The organism is Isoptericola luteus (assembly GCF_020297055.1).
In the GTDB taxonomy this organism is placed as follows: Bacteria; Actinomycetota; Actinomycetes; order Actinomycetales; family Cellulomonadaceae; genus Isoptericola; species Isoptericola luteus.
This window is the reverse complement of the sequence record NZ_JAIXCQ010000004.1, coordinates 174,025-189,874: the sequence shown is the minus strand read 5'-3', so window position 1 is coordinate 189,874 and position 15,850 is coordinate 174,025. Positions and strand designations below refer to the sequence as shown.

The following is a 15,850-nucleotide window of genomic DNA, read 5'->3' as shown; positions in this document are numbered from 1 at the left end:
CGGGTTCTGGACAGGAGGCGACATGCAGCTGGTGGTGGCACGGATCGGGCGCGCGCACGGACTCCGGGGCGAGGTCGGGCTCGACCTGCGCACCGACGTGCCCGAGGAGCGACTGGTGACGGGGGCCGTGCTGCGCACCGAGCCACCGTCGGCCGGGCCCTTGACGATCACGGGCACGCGCGTGCACCAGGGCCGCTGGCTCGTGACCTTCGCCGAGGCCTCCGACCGCTCGGCGGCCGAGGCGCTGCGGGGGACCGAGCTCGTCACGGACGTCGACGTCTCGGACGAGGAGGACGCCTGGTACCCCCACGAGCTCGCCGGCCTGCGTGCCGAGCTGGAGGACGGGACGGTCGTCGGCGAGGTCGTCGGCCTGGACCACCTGCCCGCGCACGACGCGCTCGTGGTCCGCGAGCCGCTCGCGTCCGGCGCGGTGCGCACGCTCGTGCCCTTCGTGCGAGCGATCGTCCCGGTCGTGGACGTCGCCGGCGGCCGTGTCGTGCTGACGCCGCCGGGCGGGCTGCTGGCGCGCGACGCGGACTCCGCCGTCGTGGACCGGGCGGACGACCGGCCCGCCGAGGCGGGTGGGGAGTGACGTGCGCGTCGACGTCCTGACGATCTTCCCCGACTACCTCGCCGCCCTCGACCTCTCGCTGGTCGGCAAGGCCCGCCGCACGGGCATCCTCGACCTGCGCGTGCACGACCTGCGCGACTGGGCCACGGACCGGCACCGGACGGTGGACGACACGCCGTTCGGCGGCGGCGCGGGCATGGTCATGAAGCCCGACGTGTGGGGGCGTGCGCTCGACGACGTGCTCGGCACACCGGGTGACCCGGCGGGCGACCCGGCGGGCGGGACGGACGGTGCGGCGGACGGTGCGGCGGACGGTGCGGCGGGCGTCCGGGCCGGCGCCGCGCACCTCGTGGTGCCGACCCCGTCCGGGGAGGTCTTCACCCAGCGGCACGCGGAGGCCCTGGCTCGCGAGGAGCACGTCGTGGTGGCGTGCGGCCGCTACGAGGGCATCGACGCGCGCGTCGCCGAGCGTGCGCGCGCCGCGGGGCACCGGGTGAGCGAGCTGTCCATCGGCGACTACGTGCTCAACGGCGGCGAGGTCGCCGCCCTGGTGATGATCGAGGCGTTCGGGCGGCTGCTGCCGGGCGTGGTCGGCAACCCGCACTCGCTGGTGGAGGAGTCCCACGGCGCCGCGGGGCTGCTCGAGTACCCGGTCTACACCAAGCCGCCGTCGTGGGAGGGCCACGACGTCCCCGAGGTGCTGCTGTCCGGGCACCACGCGAGGATCGAGCGCTGGCGGCGCGACCAGGCGCTGGTGCGCACGGCCGCCCGCCGTCCCGACATGGTCGCGTCGCTCGACGTCGCGGACCTCGACCGGGCCGACCTCACGGTGCTCGCGGAACTCGGCTGGGCGGTGGCCGACGGACGGTTGCGTCACACGGGCACGCCGGGCGCGCAGGCTGTGGCAGAATAGACCCTCGGTGTGTCGCCGTCCGGGCGCCACTGCGGGCCTCTGCCACAGGGGAGCTCCCGACATCATGCCCGGGCGAACGAGCCGGCCCACCGCCACGACCGACACGAACCGGACCCGCGCCGCGCGCGGGCCACGAGCTTGCTCCTGACCTGTGGCAGGGCGGGGAGACAACCATGCACACTCTCGACTCCGTCGACGCAGCATCGCTGCGCAACGACGCCCCGGACTTCCGCGCCGGTGACACCGTCAAGGTCAACGTCAAGGTCGTCGAGGGCAACCGCTCGCGCGTCCAGGCGTTCCAGGGCATCGTGATCGCCCGCCAGGGTGGCGGCGTCCGCGAGACCTTCACCGTCCGCAAGGTGAGCTTCGGTGTCGGGGTGGAGCGCACGTTCCCCCTGCACGCCCCCACGATCGACTCGATCGAGCTCGTGTCGCGTGGCGTGGTTCGCCGCGCCAAGCTGTACTACCTGCGCAACCTGCGCGGCAAGAAGGCGAAGATCCGCGAGCGTCGCGAGACCCCCACGGGCAAGTGACCCGCAGGGCGCCGGCGGTCCGCCGCCGACGCCCGGTCCGCACGAGGGCGGTCCCTGCTCCGGCAGGGGCCGCCCTCGTCGTCGTCCTGCGGCCCTCGGCGGGTTTCGCGGTGGGCGTGGGCGGGTGACAGAGTGAGCACGTGGCAGACTCCGACCCTGTGACCGAACGTCCCGCAGCGCGCGAACCCCACCTCCCGCACGACGACGCGCCCTCCGCGGCCGCGGGCCTTACCGACGGGCCCCGCACGGCCGGATCCCGGGCGGCCGGGTCACGCAGCCTGGGGCTGCTGCGCGAGACCGCGATCATCGTCGTGTCCGCACTGGTCCTGTCATGGCTCATCAAGACCCTGCTGGTCCAGGCCTTCTACATCCCGAGCGGTTCCATGGAGGACACCCTCGAGGTCGGCGACCGCGTCATGGTCTCCCGGCTGGTCCCTGACGCCTTCGACGTGCACCGCGGGGACATCGTCGTGTTCAAGGACCCGGGCGGCTGGCTGCCGCCGTACGAGCCACCGGAGCGCACCCCGGTGGGGCAGGCGACGGCGAACGTGCTGACGTTCGTCGGCCTCATGCCGGCGGAGACCGGCGACCACCTCATCAAGCGCGTCATCGCCACGCCGGGCGACCACGTGACCTGCTGCGACGACGAGGGCCGGATCCAGGTCAACGGGGAGCCGATCGACGAGACGTACATCCGGCCGGGGTCGGTCCCGAGCCAGGACCCGTTCGACAAGGTCGTGCCCGAGGGCATGCTGTGGGTCATGGGGGACAACCGCCAGGAGTCCAAGGACTCCCGGTACAACACCGGGAACCCGGGTGGCGGCTTCGTGCCGATGGACAACGTCGTGGGCAGCACGTTCGCCGTCGTGTGGCCGCTCACCGACGCCACGCTGCTGCGCAACCCCGGCGACGTCTTCGACCAGGTCCCCGAGCCGTGACGACCGACACCAGAGGCCTGAGGCGCCCGACGCCGCCGCGTCCCGCGCGGCGCAGCCCGTCGCTACGCCAGGAGCGGGCCCTGCTGTCCGGGGGCGCCCGGCTGGTCGCGGGGATGGACGAGGTGGGCCGTGGCGCCCTGGCTGGCCCGGTGAGCGTGGGCGTGGTCGTGGTGGACGCGGGCACCCGCACCGCGCCGCAGGGCCTGACGGACTCCAAGCTCCTGACTCCCGCCGCCCGCGAGTCGATGGTGCCGCAGGTGCAACGCTGGGCCGTGGCCTGGGCGGTCGGGCACGCAGGCCCCGCCGAGATCGACGCGCACGGGATCGTGGCGGCGCTGCGGATCGCGGGCCGGCGTGCGCTGGCGCAGGTGCGCCGGGCGTGCGGCGACGTGGACACCGTGCTGCTCGACGGCTCGCACGACTGGCTGAGCCGGCCCGGTGCCGACCTCTTCGAGGCCGCGGCGCTCGACGCCGGGCTCGACCCCGCACTCGGTCCGGAGCCCCGGGACCCGGCGGTACGCACGCTGGTCAAGGCGGACCTGCAGTGCTCCTCGGTGTCGGCCGCCAGCGTGCTCGCCAAGGTGGAGCGGGACGAGCTCCTCGTGCGACTCGCCCACCAGTATCCCGCGTACGCGTGGGACCAGAACAAGGGCTACTCGGCACCGGCGCACATCGAGGCTCTGCGGGCGCACGGCCCGACACCCCAGCACCGCAGGTCGTGGAACCTGCGCGTGCTGGCCGACGAGGCGCAGGCCGCCGACCGCAACGGCCGGGCCCTCCCGGTCGGCACCGAGAACCCGGCCCTGGTGACGCTCGATGGGATGATGAGCCGGTGAGCGCCGAAGACCTCGAGAACTATGAGACCGAGATGGAGCTCGCGCTCTACCGCGAGTACCGGGACGTGGTGGGCCTGTTCTCCTACGTCGTGGAGACGGAGCGCCGGTTCTACCTCGCCAACCAGGTGGACCTCCAGGTGCGGTCCGCCGCGGGCGAGGTGTACTTCGAGCTGCGGCTCGCCGACGCCTGGGTGTGGGACGTCTACCGTTCCGCGCGCTTCGTGAAGTCGGTGCGCGTCGTGACCTTCAAGGACGTGAACGTCGAGGAGCTGGCCAAGGCCGAGCTCGCGCTCTGACGCGGCCCGGACGCCGTCCACAGGGCGACCGTCCGGCCTCGGTCGCACAACCTTTCCGGCGGACGCCGGGGACCGCCTGAACCCGCGGCAGGCTCTGCCGCGGAGGTGGTTCCGTGCGAGCCAAGGACGCCGTCGGGCGATACGGAGAGCGGGTGGCGGCACGCCACCTGGAGCAGCAGGGGATGCGGCTGCTGGACCGCAACTGGCGCGGGACGGCGGGTGAGCTCGACCTCGTCGCGCGCGACGGCGACCTGCTGGTCGCGATCGAGGTCAAGACGCGCAGCGGGACGGCCTTCGGCCACCCGGCCGAGGCGGTGACGCCGGCCAAGCTCGCCCGGATCCGCCGGCTCACGGGGCAGTGGCTCGCCGAACGCGCCCTGGAGGTCGCCGGCGGCAGGTTCGCCGGCGTGCGCGTGGACGTCGTGGCCGTGGTGCTCCCGCGCGCCGGCGCCGCGCAGGTCGAGCACCTGGTGGGGGTGCTCTGATGGGGCTCGGGACCACCGCGGCGGTGGCGCTCACGGGGCTGACCGGGCACGTCGTGGAGGTGCAGGCCCAGCTTGCCGCCTCCGTGCCCGGGTTCACCCTCGTGGGCCTGCCCGACGCCGCGCTGCACGAGTCGCGCGAGCGCGTGCGGGCCGCCGTGCTGTCCACCGGCATCGCGTGGCCGCACCGCAAGATCATCGTCAACCTGTCCCCGGCGTCGCTGCGCAAGTCCGGATCGTCGTTCGACCTGGCGGTCGCGGTGGCCGTCCTGGCCGGTGCCGGGGAGCTCCCCGCCGGCGGGCTGCATCGCGTGGTCCACCTCGGCGAGCTGGGGCTCGACGGGCGGCTGCAGCCGGTGCGGGGGGTGCTGCCAGCCGTCGCCGCGGCGGTCGCCGCGGGCTACTCCGACGTTGTCGTGGCGGCCGGGGACGCCGACGAGGCCCGGCTCGTGCCCGGGGCGCGGGTGCACGGTGCGGCCAGCCTCGCGGAGGTGGTCCTCCTGCACGGGGGCGAGCTGCGGCACGTGCCCGACGTCGAGCCCGTGCGCCCGGTGCGGCAGTCCTTCGCGGGGCGTGAGCCCGGTGACCTGCGCGACGTCGTCGGGCAGCTGCAGGCCCGGACGGCGCTCGAGGTCGCCGCTGCGGGCGGACACCACCTGTTGTTCGTGGGCCCGCCCGGAGCGGGCAAGACGATGCTCGCCGCACGACTGCCGGGGATCCTGCCCGACCTCACCCCGGCCGAGGCCGTGGAGGTCACCGCAGTGCACTCCGTGGCTGGCACCTTCGACGCGGGCGGAGGCCTGGTCACGCGCCCGCCGTTCGAGGATCCGCACCACACCGCGACCCCGGCCGCGATCGTCGGCGGAGGCAGCGGGCTGGCGCGCCCGGGCGCGGTCTCGCGTGCGCACCGCGGGGTGCTGCTGCTCGACGAGGCCCCGGAGTTCCCGGCGCGGGTGCTGGAGACGCTGCGGCAGCCGCTCGAGGCCGGGGAGCTGGTGCTGCACCGTTCCGGCGGAGCGACCCGCTACCCGGCCCGCTTCCAGCTCGTGCTCGCGGCGAACCCGTGCCCGTGCGGGATGGCGTCCGTGAACAAGGGCCTGGACTGCTCCTGCACGCCGATGGCCAAGCGCCGGTACTTCGGGCGGCTGTCCGGCCCGCTGCTCGACCGGGTGGACCTGCAGGTGGAGGTCCGGCCCGTGACGCGCGCGGACCGGACCGCGGGCGCCTCCGGGGAGCCGTCGGACGCGGTCGCGCGACGGGTCGCCGCGGCGCGCTCGGCGGCCCGTGAGCGGCTCGCCGGCACGCCGTGGACGACGAACGCGGAGGTACCCGGGGGCTGGCTGCGCGAGCGCCTCGGCCCCGGCCGGGCCGTCCTGGCACCCGTGGAGCAGATGATCGACCGGGGCGCACTGAGCCTGCGGGGCGCCGACCGGGTGCTCCGCACCGCGTGGACCCTCGCCGACCTCGACGGCGCGGGCTCGCCGCGCCCGGACGACGTGGCGACCGCCGTCACGCTGCGCAGCCGGGGGAACCATGGCTGAGCCGCTGTTCGAGGCGCCCCGCCGTGGGGGGCCGGATGCTCTTGACCTCGTCGCACGAGAGGTCCGCCTGCCGTTCGACACCGACGACCCGCGGCTCGCCGCGGCGTCGTGGAGTCGCGTCGCGGAGCCGGGGGACGAGGTCGCGGGCGCCCTGGTGGCCCACCTGGGGGCCCCGGGCGCGCTGGGCTGGCTCGTCGAGGCGCTCGGGGATCCCGCTCGCACGCTCTGCGGCGGCGCCCTGGCGGAGCTCGGGTCCCAGGTGGCCAGGGACCGGCTCTGTGCCGCCGTCGCCCGCTGGGCGCCGCGGCTCGACCGCCTGGACCCGCGCCGGGAGCTGCGGGTCCTGGACCGGCTGGACGGGACGCTGCTGGTCCCGGGCGACCCGCGCTGGCCGGGAGGGTTGCGAGACCTGGGCCCCGCTGCGCCGTTCGCGCTGTGGGTGCGTGGCCGGCCCGACCTGGCGGCGACGGTCGGGCGGTCCGTCGCGGTGGTCGGGGCCCGGGCGGCGAGCGCTTACGGCGAGCATGTGACGGCGGACCTGGCCGCCGGCCTGGCGGAGCGGGGGTTCACCGTCCTGTCCGGGGGCGCGTACGGTATCGACGCGGCGGCGCACCGCGGGGCGCTCGCGGTGGGCGGCACCACCGTCGCCGTCCTCGCCGGCGGGGTGGACCGGTTCTACCCGCAGGGCAACCACGAGCTGCTGCGGCGGATCGCGGGCGGCGGCGGGTCCGTGGTGAGCGAGGTCCCGCCGGGCTCCGCACCGTTCCGGCAGCGGTTCCTCGCCCGCAACCGGCTCATCGCCGCGGCGGCGCAGGGCACCGTGGTGGTCGAGGCCGCATGGCGGTCGGGCGCGCTGTCCACGGCGCGCAAGGCGGCAGAGCTGCTGCGGCCGCTCGGCGCGGTACCCGGGCCGGTGACGTCGGCCACGTCGACCGGCTGCCACGGGCTGCTGCGGGCGGGCGCCGCGACGTGCGTCACGGACGTCGGCGAGGTGGTCGAGCTCGTCGGCCGGCCCGGTGAGCTGGCGCCCGTGCCGGCGTCCGGCGCCCCGGGGGAGCGCGCGATGCCCGAGCAGGTGGCCGTGCTGGGCGACACCGCGCGACGCGTGTGGGACGCCCTGCCCCTGCGGGGTGCGGTGGGCCTCGAGGCGGTGGCCCGGACGGCGGGGCTGTCGGTGCGCTCGGCGCTCGCAGGGCTCGGGACGCTCGAGCAGCACGCCCTCGTCATGCCCGACGGCGACCGCTGGCGGCGGGCGGCGGCGCCCCGGCGCGCACCGGGCGGAGGCCCGGTCGCGACGCCGCCAAAGCCGCGCTGACCTGGGATGGCACCACGCCGAGGGACCTCGCCCGTCCCCGGTGCCGGGAGGGTCAGACTGCCGGTATGGATGCCGACCTCCCGCCGCTGCCGCCGGAGCTCGCCGGAGCGGTGGACCGCTTCACCGACCATCTCGCCGTGCAGCAGGGCCGTTCCGCCCACACTCGCCGCGCGTACCGGGCGGACGTGACCTCTCTCCTCCGGTACGCGGCGCGGCGAGGGGCGACCACCCTCGGCACCGTGGACGTCGCCCTGCTGCGGGGCTGGCTCGCGTCTCAGGCGGAACGCGGGCTGGCCCGGGCGACGATCGCCCGGCGCGCCGCGGCGGCGCGGGCCTTCCTGCGGTGGGCGCACCGCACCGGCCTGGTGACCACCGACCCCGCGCTGCGCCTCGCCAGCCCGAAGGTCGGCCGCACGCTGCCCACCGTGCTCAGCCCCGACGACGCCGCGCAGCTGCTCGACTCGGCGCGTGCCGCCGCGGTGGCGTCGGACGCCGAGCGCCGGCCGCGGGCGCTGCGGGCCTGGGCGGCCGCGGAGCTGCTCTACGGCACCGGGATCCGCGTCGGCGAGCTGGCGCAGGTGGACGTCGGAGACATCGACCTGTCCGAGCGGCTCGTGCGGGTGCTCGGCAAGGGGGGCAAGGAGCGCGTGGTCCCCTTCGGCGTCCCCGCCGGCCGGGCCGTGAGCACCTGGCTCGCCGACGGTCGGCCGGCGCTCGTGCACGCCGGGAGCGGGGGAGCACTGTTCCTCGGCGAGCGCGGTGGACGGTGGGGGCAGCGGCAGGTGCGCGAGGCGGTGCACCGGCTCGCCGTGGACGCGGGGGTCGACGACGTGGCACCGCACGACCTGAGGCACTCGGCGGCGACGCACCTGCTGCAGGGCGGCTCCGACCTGAGATCGGTACAGGAGGTGCTCGGGCACGCCGACCTCGGCACCACGCAGCGGTACACGCACGTCGACGGCGAGCGACTGCGCGAGGTGTTCGTGCAGGCCTTCCCCCGGGCCTGACCGGAGTGGTCTCAGCTCCCCGCCACAGGGAGCAGGACGATCGGGGCGTCGTCGCCGAGCAGCAGCAGCGGATCGAGGTACGTCTCGCCGTGCAGCACGCCCCAGTGGAGGCATGCGGCGGGGCCGCAGTGGCTCGCGCCGGCGCCCGGGCCCCCGACGTGGGCGACGACCTCTCCGGCGCGCACCTCCGCTCCCCGTGCGAGCGTGCCGCGGGCTGGTTCGAACGTGGACCGCAGGCCGTCCGGGTGGGCGACCACCACGACCGGCTTGCCGGCGACCTGGCCGGCGAACGTCACCGTGCCGTCCGCGGGCGAGCGCACCGGCTCGGCGGTGCGCGCGCCCAGGTCGACGCCGCGGTGTCCGGCCGACCAGGCCTCCGCCGGCGGCTCGAACGAGCTTCGGACCGCGCCCGGCACGGGTCGGACCCAGCCCGGTCCGGCCGGGCTCGGCGTGTCAGCAGGCACCGCCGCCCCCGCCGCGCCCGCCGCCCCGGAGAGCGTGCACGTCAGGGTGAGGATCAGCAGGGCCGCCCCGGCCGCCTTCCGGTGTGGTGGCATCGTGCTCGGCGTCATCGTGCTCGGCGTCATCGTGCTCGGCGTCATCGTGCTCGGCGTCATCGTGCTCGCCGTCACCGTGCCCGGCGCGGTGGCGGCGTCGTGGGGCGTGCTGTGCCGGCGGTGGGGGCGGGTCGTCGGGAAGCGCATGGGTGCACGCTGGCAGGCTGGTAGGTGCCGGGGCGGTGCCCGTCCCGTGGCTGGGGACGGACGCCGCCGGCGGAGGGCTGGGGACGGCCTCGGGGCCAGTCGGCGGGACGTGTGCGACGGCACGTCGACGGGGCTGTGCGAGGGCAGGGGCGGGGGAGGGCGTCAGGTAGACTGCTCGTTGCGATCGGCTCGCGCCGTCCCGTTCCCCGTCCTCGGCCCTCGGGCCCGTGTGCGGGGGGAGGTCCGGCCGATCGACATCGCGCGTCACGCACGCGTCCCGTGACCGGCTCGCCGGCCACGGGGAGCGGCCGCGTCGGCAGCGGTCCGCACCCACGGGTGCGGTGCCGGCCCGGAGTGACGCCAGGGGTGCCGGGCCAGATGCCCGCCACCGACAACCGAGAACGCGACCAGGCAGCGTCGGAGGACGGCGCGGCCGGTCGCCAGACGCGCGTGCAGCTCCGGCAGGTCCGGGGGGCACGCGGCGAAAGGACCGTCATGGCCGTCGTGACCATGCGCCAGCTCCTCGAGAGCGGTGTCCACTTCGGGCACCAGACCCGCCGTTGGAACCCGAAGATGAAGCGCTTCATCTTCACCGAGCGCAACGGCATCTACATCGTCGACCTCCAGCAGTCGCTGTCGTACATCGACCGCGCCTACGAGTTCGTCAGCCAGACCGTCGCCCACGGTGGCAGCATCTTGTTCGTCGGCACGAAGAAGCAGGCGCAGGAGCCGGTCGCCGAGCAGGCCGCCCGTGTCGGCATGCCGTACGTCAACCACCGCTGGCTCGGTGGCATGCTCACCAACTTCACCACGGTGCACAAGCGTCTCCAGCGCCTCAAGGAGCTCGAGGAGATCGACTTCGACGACGTCGCCGCTTCCGGCCTGACGAAGAAGGAGCTCCTCGTCCTGCGTCGCGAGAAGGACAAGCTCGCCCGCACCCTGGGCGGCATCCGTGACATGGCCAAGACCCCCTCGGCGGTCTGGATCGTGGACACGAACAAGGAGCACCTCGCCGTCGACGAGGCCCGCAAGCTCGGCATCCCGGTCGTCGCGATCCTCGACACCAACTGCGACCCGGACCTGGTCGACTACGCCATCCCCGGCAACGACGACGCGATCCGCTCCGTCACGCTGCTCACCCGTGTGATCGCCGACGCCGCCGCTGACGGCCTCATGCAGCGTCACTCGGGCAAGAAGGGCGAGGCCGAGCAGACCGAGGCCGAGCCGCTGGCCGAGTGGGAGCGCGAGCTCCTCGCCGGTGCCGAGGCGTCGGCCGAGGCCGCCACCGAGGCCGCCACCGAGGCTCCGGCCGAGGGCGACGCCGCGCCGGCCGAGGGTGCCTCGGGCGCCGAGACGGCCGTCGCGCCGGGCGCGGACGCCGCCCCGGCCGTCGACGCCGCCACCGAGGGCGAGCAGGCCGCCGAGAAGTCCGAGTGAGGCACCGCGGGCCGGTCACCGTCGTGTGACCGGTCCGCGCGCCTCGCACGTCCCTTTCCGCCCGGCGCCCCGACCGGGCCCGGGCGGATCTCGAACCAGCACGGAGGACACCCATGGCGAACTACACCGCCGCTGACATCAAGGCGCTGCGCGAGCGCACCGGTGCCGGCATGCTCGACGTCAAGAAGGCGCTCGACGAGGCCGACGGCAACGCCGAGCAGGCCGTCGAGATCATCCGCAAGAAGGGCCTGGCCCGTGCGGCCAAGCGCGAGGGCAACGCGACCACCGAGGGCCTCGTGGCCGTCAAGGTCGCCGACACCGACGCCGGCCAGGTCGCCACCATGATCGAGCTGAACGCCGAGACCGACTTCGTCGTCAAGAACGAGAAGTTCATCTCGCTGGCCGACGCCGTCCTCGAGGCCGTCGTCGCCGCCGGTGCCACCGACGAGACCACGGCCGCCGCGGCCCCCGCCGGTGACGGCACCGTGGCCGACCTCATCGCCGCCCAGGGGGCCACCCTCGGCGAGAAGCTCGTCCTGCGCCGCGTGGCGCGCGTCGAGGGCCCGAAGGTCACGACCTACCTGCACCGCACGGCCAAGGACCTCCCGCCGTCGATCGGCGTGCTCGTCGTCACCGACGAGGCCGGCGAGGCCGTGGCCAAGGACGTCGCCCAGCACATCGCGGCGCTCGCGCCGAGGTTCCTCACGCGCGACGACGTCCCGGCCGAGACGGTCGACAAGGAGCGCGAGATCGCCCGCGAGGTGTCGATCGCCGAGGGCAAGCCCGAGGCCGCGCTGCCGAAGATCGTCGAGGGTCGCCTCAACGGCTTCTTCAAGGACGCCGTCCTGGTGGACCAGCCGCTGGCGAAGGACACCAAGACGACCGTGGGCAAGCACGTCGCCGCCACCGGTGGCTCGCTGCTCGGGTTCGTCCGCTTCCGCGTCGGCAGCTGACGGCAGCTTCACGACAGTTGACGTCGACAGGCCCGGCCGCACCGTCCGCGGTGCGGCCGGGCCTGTCGCGCACCCGCACCGCTGCGCTGGCGCGGCGGGAACGCGCGTCCGGTGCCAGGATGCGCGAGGGACACCCCTCTTCGACGGGCCGCGACGCGCGGCCCGCTGCCCCAGCACGAGACCGAGACGGACGGTGGCGTACGTGACCGAGACCAACCAGACCGAACATCCGACCCAGACCGCCGGGGAGCCCGGCGCCGCGGCGCCGGTCGGCTCGCGCCGCGTGCTCCTGAAGCTCTCGGGCGAGACGTTCGGCGGCGGCAGCGTCGGCCTGGCCACCGACGTCGTCCGCCGGATCGCGCAGGAGATCGGTGACGCCGTCCGCCAGGGCGTGCAGGTCGCCATCGTCTCCGGCGGGGGCAACTTCTTTCGGGGGGCGGAGCTCTCGCGGGCGGGCCTCGACCGGGCGCGGGCCGACTACATGGGCATGCTGGGCACCGTCATGAACTGCCTGGCGCTCCAGGACTTCCTCGAGCAGGACGGCGTCACGACGCGCGTGCAGACGGCCATCACCATGGGACAGGTCGCGGAGCCCTACATCCCCCTGCGCGCCATCCGGCACCTCGAGAAGGGTCGCGTCGTGATCTTCGGCGCGGGCGCGGGGATGCCGTACTTCTCCACGGACACGGTGTCGGTGCAGCGCGCGCTGGAGACCCACTGTGACGAGGTGCTCATGGGCAAGAACGGGGTGGACGCCGTCTACTCGGCCGACCCTCGTACCGACCCGCACGCCGAGCGCCTCGAGCACCTGACCTACACGGACGCGCTGGTGCGCGGACTGAACGTCATGGACGCCACGGCGCTCTCGCTGTGCCGCGACAACGACGTGCGCATGCGGGTCTTCGGGCTCGAGGAGCCGGGTAACGTGACGCGCGCCCTGCTGGGCGACAAGATTGGCACACTGGTCACGACGCACTGACGTTCCCAGCAGTTCGCGCACGACGGGTCCGGGCCGGACCACGCAGCATCCCTGACGACGCACCACCGCAGACAAGGAGCACCGGGTGATCGACGACACCCTCCTCGAGGCCGAGGAGAAGATGGACAAGGCGATCGAGGTCGCCAAGGAAGACTTCGCGGGGATCCGCACCGGACGCGCGAGCGCGGGCATGTTCTCCAAGATCACCGTGGACTACTACGGGGCGCCCACGCCGCTGCAGCAGCTCGCGTCGTTCAACATCCCCGACGCGCGCACGGTGCTCATCACGCCGTTCGACAAGGGCTCGATGACGACGATCGAGAAGGCGCTGCGGGAGTCGGACCTGGGCGTGAACCCGTCGAACGACGGCAACGCGATCCGCGTGGTCATGCCCGCCCTCACCGAGGAGCGCCGCCGGGACTACGTGAAGCTCGCCAAGGGCAAGGCCGAGGACGCCCGGGTCTCGCTGCGCAACGTGCGCCGCAAGGCCAAGGAGGAGCTGGACCGCATCGTCAAGGACGGCGAGGCCGGCGAGGACGAGGTCGGGCGGGCGGAGAAGGAGCTGGAGGGGCTCACCAAGAAGCACGTCGAGCTCGTCGACCAGCTGCTCGCCGGCAAGGAGAACGAGCTGCTCGAGGTCTGATGGTGGACAGTCCACTCGAACCGGCCGGGGGCGCGGGTCTTCCCGAGGCCGCGCACGCGGCCCGGCGTGGGGGGCGCAACCTGCCCGCGGCGATCGCCGTCGGTGTGCTGCTCCTGGGGGCGGTGGCCGCCTCCCTGTGGTTCCGCCCGGAGCCGTTCGTCGTGCTCGCCGCGGTGGCCGTCGGCGCGGCCCTGTGGGAGCTGCGACAGGCGTTCGCCCGCCGTGACATCAACATCCCGCTGCTGCCGCTGCTCGTCGGCGGCGCGGGCATGATCGTCTCGGCGTACGCGGCGGGTTCGGAAGGCCTGCTCATCGCGTTCGTGCTCACCGTGGGCGGCGTCGTCGTCTGGCGGGTGCTCGACGGCTCCGGCCCGCAGGCCCTGCGCGACGTCGCGGCGGCGGTGTTCGCCGCGACCTACCTGCCGTTCCTCGCCGGGTTCGTCATGATGCTGCTCACGCAGCCGGACGGCGAGCTGCGCGTCGCGCTGTTCATCCTGCTCGCCGTCGCGAACGACACCGGTGGGTACATCGCCGGGGTCACCATGGGGCGGCACCCGCTGGCGCCCACGGTGAGCCCGAAGAAGACGTGGGAGGGCCTGGCCGGCTCCGTGGCGCTCACCACCGCGGTGGGCGTGGCGGGTGCCGTCCTGGTGCTCGACTCCACCGTGACGCTCGGCGTGGTGCTCGGCGTCCTCACCGCGGTGACGGCGACCGTGGGCGACCTCGCCGAGTCGCTGATCAAGCGGGACCTAGAATTGAAGGACATGGGTTCGCTGCTCCCGGGTCACGGGGGCGTGCTGGACCGACTCGACTCCATGGTCGTCACCGCGCCGTTCGTGTACCTCGTGCTCACGATGGCGACATCGAGCGCCTGAGACGACCTGCTGAAGGAAACCCCGATGACCTCCCGACCCGCCACCCCGACCGTCGTGCCGACGGACCTCGGCGTACCCATCGTGCGCCCGTCCGACGAGACGGCGCCCATGCCGCTGCAGATGGCCCCGCGCCGTCGCGGCAAGCCGCCGAAGCACTTCGCGGACCTCACGCCCGCGGAGCGGGTGGCGTCGGTCGAGGCGATGGGAGAGAAGTCCTTCCGTGCCAAGCAGCTCGCGACGCACTACTTCACGCACTACACCTCGGACCCCGAGCAGATGACGGACCTGCCGTCGGCGACCCGCGAGGCGATGGCCACGACGATGTTCCCGTCGCTCATCCGCCCCACGCGCACGCTCGAGGCGGACGGCGGCACGACGGTCAAGACGCTGTGGCACCTGTTCGACGACGCCAAGGTCGAGTCGGTGCTCATGCGCTACCCGAACCGGACCACGCTGTGCGTGTCGTCGCAGGCGGGCTGTGGCATGGCGTGCCCGTTCTGCGCGACGGGCCAGCTCGGCCTCACGCGGAACCTGTCCACCGCGGAGATCCTGGAGCAGGTGCGCGCGGCGTTCCGCACGTTGGCCGCGGGCGAGATCCCGGGCGGGCCGACCCGGTTGAACAACCTCGTCTTCATGGGCATGGGGGAGCCGCTGGCGAACCCGCGCGCCGTGATCGAGACGGTCCGGACGCTGGTGGCGCCGCAGCCCGAGGGGTTCGGCATGTCGGCGCGCAACATCACCGTCTCGACGGTGGGCCTGGTGCCCGCGATGCTCAAGCTCGCGGACCTGGGGATCCCGGTGACGCTCGCCCTGAGCCTGCACGCCCCGGACGACGACCTGCGCAGCGAGCTGGTGCCGATCAACACCCGGTGGAGCGTGGACGAGGCCCTCGACGCCGCCCGGCACTACTTCGAGGTCACGGGCCGCCGGGTCTCGATCGAGTACGCGCTGATCAAGGACATGAACGACCACGGGTGGCGCGCCGATCTCCTCGGGGAGAAGCTCAACGCCCGCGGACGGGGCTGGGTGCACGTCAACCCGATCCCGCTGAACCCCACTCCCGGCTCGATCTGGACCGCGAGCGAACGTGCCGTCGAGGACGAGTTTGTGGCACGCTTGCGCGGGCACGGCATCCCCACCACGATCCGTGACACCCGCGGCAGCGACATCGACGGTGCGTGCGGGCAGTTGGCCGCTGAGGAGGACGACGAGTGAGCTCCCTGTTCAGCAGTGTTTCCGCGCTGCGCACCGGGTACGAGAAGGATGAGGTCGACGAGTTCTTCGACCACGCACGGCAGGCCTACGAGGGCCGCACCCCGGAGCCGCTGTCGCACGCGGACATCCAGGCCGCGACCTTCGAGCTCGTGCGCGGCGGCTACAACACGCACGAGGTCGACCAGGCGCTGGACCGTCTCGAGTCGGCGTTCATCGCCCGACAGCGGGCCGAGTACGTGGCCGCGCACGGCCAGGACGCGTGGATGGCGGCCCTGGCCGACCGTGCCCGCTCGCTCTACGGCCGCCTGGGCCGCCCGGACGGGGACAAGTTCGCGCCCGCCGACCACGGCAAGACCGGGTACGACAAGGACGACGTCGACGCGCTGTGCGACCGCCTCGTGGGCTACTTCGACCGCCAGGAGCCGCTGACCGCGACCGACGTCCGGTCGGCGACCTTCGGCCGGGCCAAGGGCGTGGACGCCTACGGGGAGGCCTCGGTCGACCGGTTCCTCGCCCGCGCGACCGAGGTGCTGCTCGGCGTCGAGTGACGCCCGGTCGCCGTCCCGGCACAGGACGACGACACCACCACGGCACGACGAGGGCCACCCGCCG

Annotated in this window: 18 protein-coding genes; 17 read left to right on the top strand and 1 reads right to left on the bottom strand. The window is 74.2% G+C overall.

Going from position 1 to position 15,850, the window contains the following annotated elements; translation table 11 throughout:
* Positions 1-22: 22 nt before the first annotated feature.
* The 10 genes from rimM (at position 23) to LEP48_RS07710 (ending at position 8,432) form a co-directional block, all read left to right on the top strand.
* On the top strand, positions 23-592 hold the full coding sequence (gene rimM / locus LEP48_RS07755) for a ribosome maturation factor RimM (protein ID WP_225565016.1): 570 nt from the start codon (positions 23-25) through the stop codon (positions 590-592).
* Between the two features lies 1 nt (position 593).
* A complete protein-coding gene (gene trmD, locus LEP48_RS07750; protein ID WP_225565015.1) occupies positions 594-1,484 on the top strand; it encodes a tRNA (guanosine(37)-N1)-methyltransferase TrmD in 891 nt (296 codons plus the stop codon).
* 173 nt (positions 1,485-1,657) lie between these two features.
* Complete coding sequence (gene rplS / locus LEP48_RS07745) at positions 1,658-2,017, top strand: 50S ribosomal protein L19 (RefSeq protein ID WP_225565014.1); 360 nt, start codon at positions 1,658-1,660, stop codon at positions 2,015-2,017.
* Between the two features lie 158 nt (positions 2,018-2,175).
* A complete protein-coding gene (gene lepB, locus LEP48_RS07740) occupies positions 2,176-2,955 on the top strand; it encodes a signal peptidase I (protein ID WP_225565013.1) in 780 nt (259 codons plus the stop codon).
* A complete protein-coding gene (locus LEP48_RS07735; protein WP_225565012.1) occupies positions 2,952-3,791 on the top strand; it encodes a ribonuclease HII in 840 nt (279 codons plus the stop codon). The genes lepB and LEP48_RS07735 overlap by 4 nt, the downstream gene beginning before the upstream one ends.
* On the top strand, positions 3,788-4,087 hold the full coding sequence (locus LEP48_RS07730; protein WP_013838354.1) for a DUF2469 domain-containing protein: 300 nt from the start codon (positions 3,788-3,790) through the stop codon (positions 4,085-4,087). The genes LEP48_RS07735 and LEP48_RS07730 overlap by 4 nt, the downstream gene beginning before the upstream one ends.
* Positions 4,088-4,200: 113 nt before the next feature.
* A complete protein-coding gene (locus tag LEP48_RS07725; RefSeq protein WP_225565011.1) occupies positions 4,201-4,572 on the top strand; it encodes a YraN family protein in 372 nt (123 codons plus the stop codon).
* Complete coding sequence (locus LEP48_RS07720) at positions 4,572-6,110, top strand: YifB family Mg chelatase-like AAA ATPase (RefSeq protein WP_225565010.1); 1,539 nt, start codon at positions 4,572-4,574, stop codon at positions 6,108-6,110. The genes LEP48_RS07725 and LEP48_RS07720 overlap by 1 nt, the downstream gene beginning before the upstream one ends.
* The gene (dprA, locus tag LEP48_RS07715) at positions 6,103-7,425 is read left to right on the top strand and encodes a DNA-processing protein DprA (protein WP_225565009.1); all 1,323 of its coding nucleotides are present in this window, start codon (positions 6,103-6,105) and stop codon (positions 7,423-7,425) included. The genes LEP48_RS07720 and dprA overlap by 8 nt, the downstream gene beginning before the upstream one ends.
* Positions 7,426-7,490: 65 nt before the next feature.
* Positions 7,491-8,432 (top strand): tyrosine recombinase XerC, encoded by a 942-nt coding sequence (locus tag LEP48_RS07710; protein ID WP_225565008.1) that lies wholly within the window; start codon positions 7,491-7,493, stop codon positions 8,430-8,432.
* Positions 8,433-8,443: 11 nt separating this feature from the next.
* Here LEP48_RS07710 and LEP48_RS07705 read toward each other — a convergent pair whose 3' ends face one another.
* Positions 8,444-9,136: a M23 family metallopeptidase gene (locus LEP48_RS07705; RefSeq protein ID WP_225565007.1), complete on the bottom strand. Its 693-nt coding sequence runs from the start codon at positions 9,134-9,136 to the stop codon at positions 8,444-8,446.
* Positions 9,137-9,631: 495 nt separating this feature from the next.
* Between LEP48_RS07705 and rpsB the strand changes: the two genes are divergently transcribed.
* The 7 genes from rpsB (at position 9,632) to LEP48_RS07670 (ending at position 15,786) form a co-directional block, all read left to right on the top strand.
* Positions 9,632-10,573: a 30S ribosomal protein S2 gene (gene rpsB / locus LEP48_RS07700; RefSeq protein WP_225565006.1), complete on the top strand. Its 942-nt coding sequence runs from the start codon at positions 9,632-9,634 to the stop codon at positions 10,571-10,573.
* Positions 10,574-10,686: 113 nt separating this feature from the next.
* Positions 10,687-11,526, top strand: coding sequence for a translation elongation factor Ts (tsf, locus tag LEP48_RS07695; protein WP_225565005.1), 840 nt, complete (start codon positions 10,687-10,689; stop codon positions 11,524-11,526).
* A 283-nt stretch (positions 11,527-11,809) separates the two neighbouring features.
* Complete coding sequence (pyrH, locus tag LEP48_RS07690; protein WP_225565185.1) at positions 11,810-12,505, top strand: UMP kinase; 696 nt, start codon at positions 11,810-11,812, stop codon at positions 12,503-12,505.
* An 85-nt stretch (positions 12,506-12,590) separates the two neighbouring features.
* On the top strand, positions 12,591-13,148 hold the full coding sequence (gene frr / locus LEP48_RS07685) for a ribosome recycling factor (protein WP_225565004.1): 558 nt from the start codon (positions 12,591-12,593) through the stop codon (positions 13,146-13,148).
* The gene (locus LEP48_RS07680; RefSeq protein ID WP_225565003.1) at positions 13,148-14,023 is read left to right on the top strand and encodes a phosphatidate cytidylyltransferase; all 876 of its coding nucleotides are present in this window, start codon (positions 13,148-13,150) and stop codon (positions 14,021-14,023) included. The genes frr and LEP48_RS07680 overlap by 1 nt, the downstream gene beginning before the upstream one ends.
* A gap of 24 nt (positions 14,024-14,047) precedes the next feature.
* Positions 14,048-15,238 carry a dual-specificity RNA methyltransferase RlmN gene (gene rlmN, locus LEP48_RS07675; RefSeq protein ID WP_422723811.1) on the top strand — a complete coding sequence of 397 codons (1,191 nt, stop codon included), beginning with the start codon at positions 14,048-14,050 and terminating at the stop codon, positions 15,236-15,238.
* The gene (locus tag LEP48_RS07670; protein ID WP_225565002.1) at positions 15,235-15,786 is read left to right on the top strand and encodes a DivIVA domain-containing protein; all 552 of its coding nucleotides are present in this window, start codon (positions 15,235-15,237) and stop codon (positions 15,784-15,786) included. Before rlmN ends, LEP48_RS07670 begins: the two co-directional genes overlap by 4 nt.
* Positions 15,787-15,850: the final 64 nt, after the last annotated feature.

What these genes read in the sequence shown, in the direction of transcription:
- rplS (WP_225565014.1), top strand. Translation starts at nt 1,658, where the DNA reads ATGCACACTCTCGACTCCGTCGACGCAGCATCGCTGCGCAACGACGCC.
- tsf (WP_225565005.1), top strand. Translation starts at nt 10,687, where the DNA reads ATGGCGAACTACACCGCCGCTGACATCAAGGCGCTGCGCGAGCGCACC.
- dprA (WP_225565009.1), top strand. Translation starts at nt 6,103, where the DNA reads ATGGCTGAGCCGCTGTTCGAGGCGCCCCGCCGTGGGGGGCCGGATGCT.
- rlmN (WP_422723811.1), top strand. Translation starts at nt 14,048, where the DNA reads ATGACCTCCCGACCCGCCACCCCGACCGTCGTGCCGACGGACCTCGGC.
- LEP48_RS07680 (WP_225565003.1), top strand. Translation starts at nt 13,148, where the DNA reads ATGGTGGACAGTCCACTCGAACCGGCCGGGGGCGCGGGTCTTCCCGAG.
- rimM (WP_225565016.1), top strand. Translation starts at nt 23, where the DNA reads ATGCAGCTGGTGGTGGCACGGATCGGGCGCGCGCACGGACTCCGGGGC.
- LEP48_RS07705 (WP_225565007.1), bottom strand. Translation starts at nt 9,136, where the DNA reads ATGCGCTTCCCGACGACCCGCCCCCACCGCCGGCACAGCACGCCCCAC.
- LEP48_RS07720 (WP_225565010.1), top strand. Translation starts at nt 4,572, where the DNA reads ATGGGGCTCGGGACCACCGCGGCGGTGGCGCTCACGGGGCTGACCGGG.
- rpsB (WP_225565006.1), top strand. Translation starts at nt 9,632, where the DNA reads ATGGCCGTCGTGACCATGCGCCAGCTCCTCGAGAGCGGTGTCCACTTC.
- LEP48_RS07710 (WP_225565008.1), top strand. Translation starts at nt 7,491, where the DNA reads ATGGATGCCGACCTCCCGCCGCTGCCGCCGGAGCTCGCCGGAGCGGTG.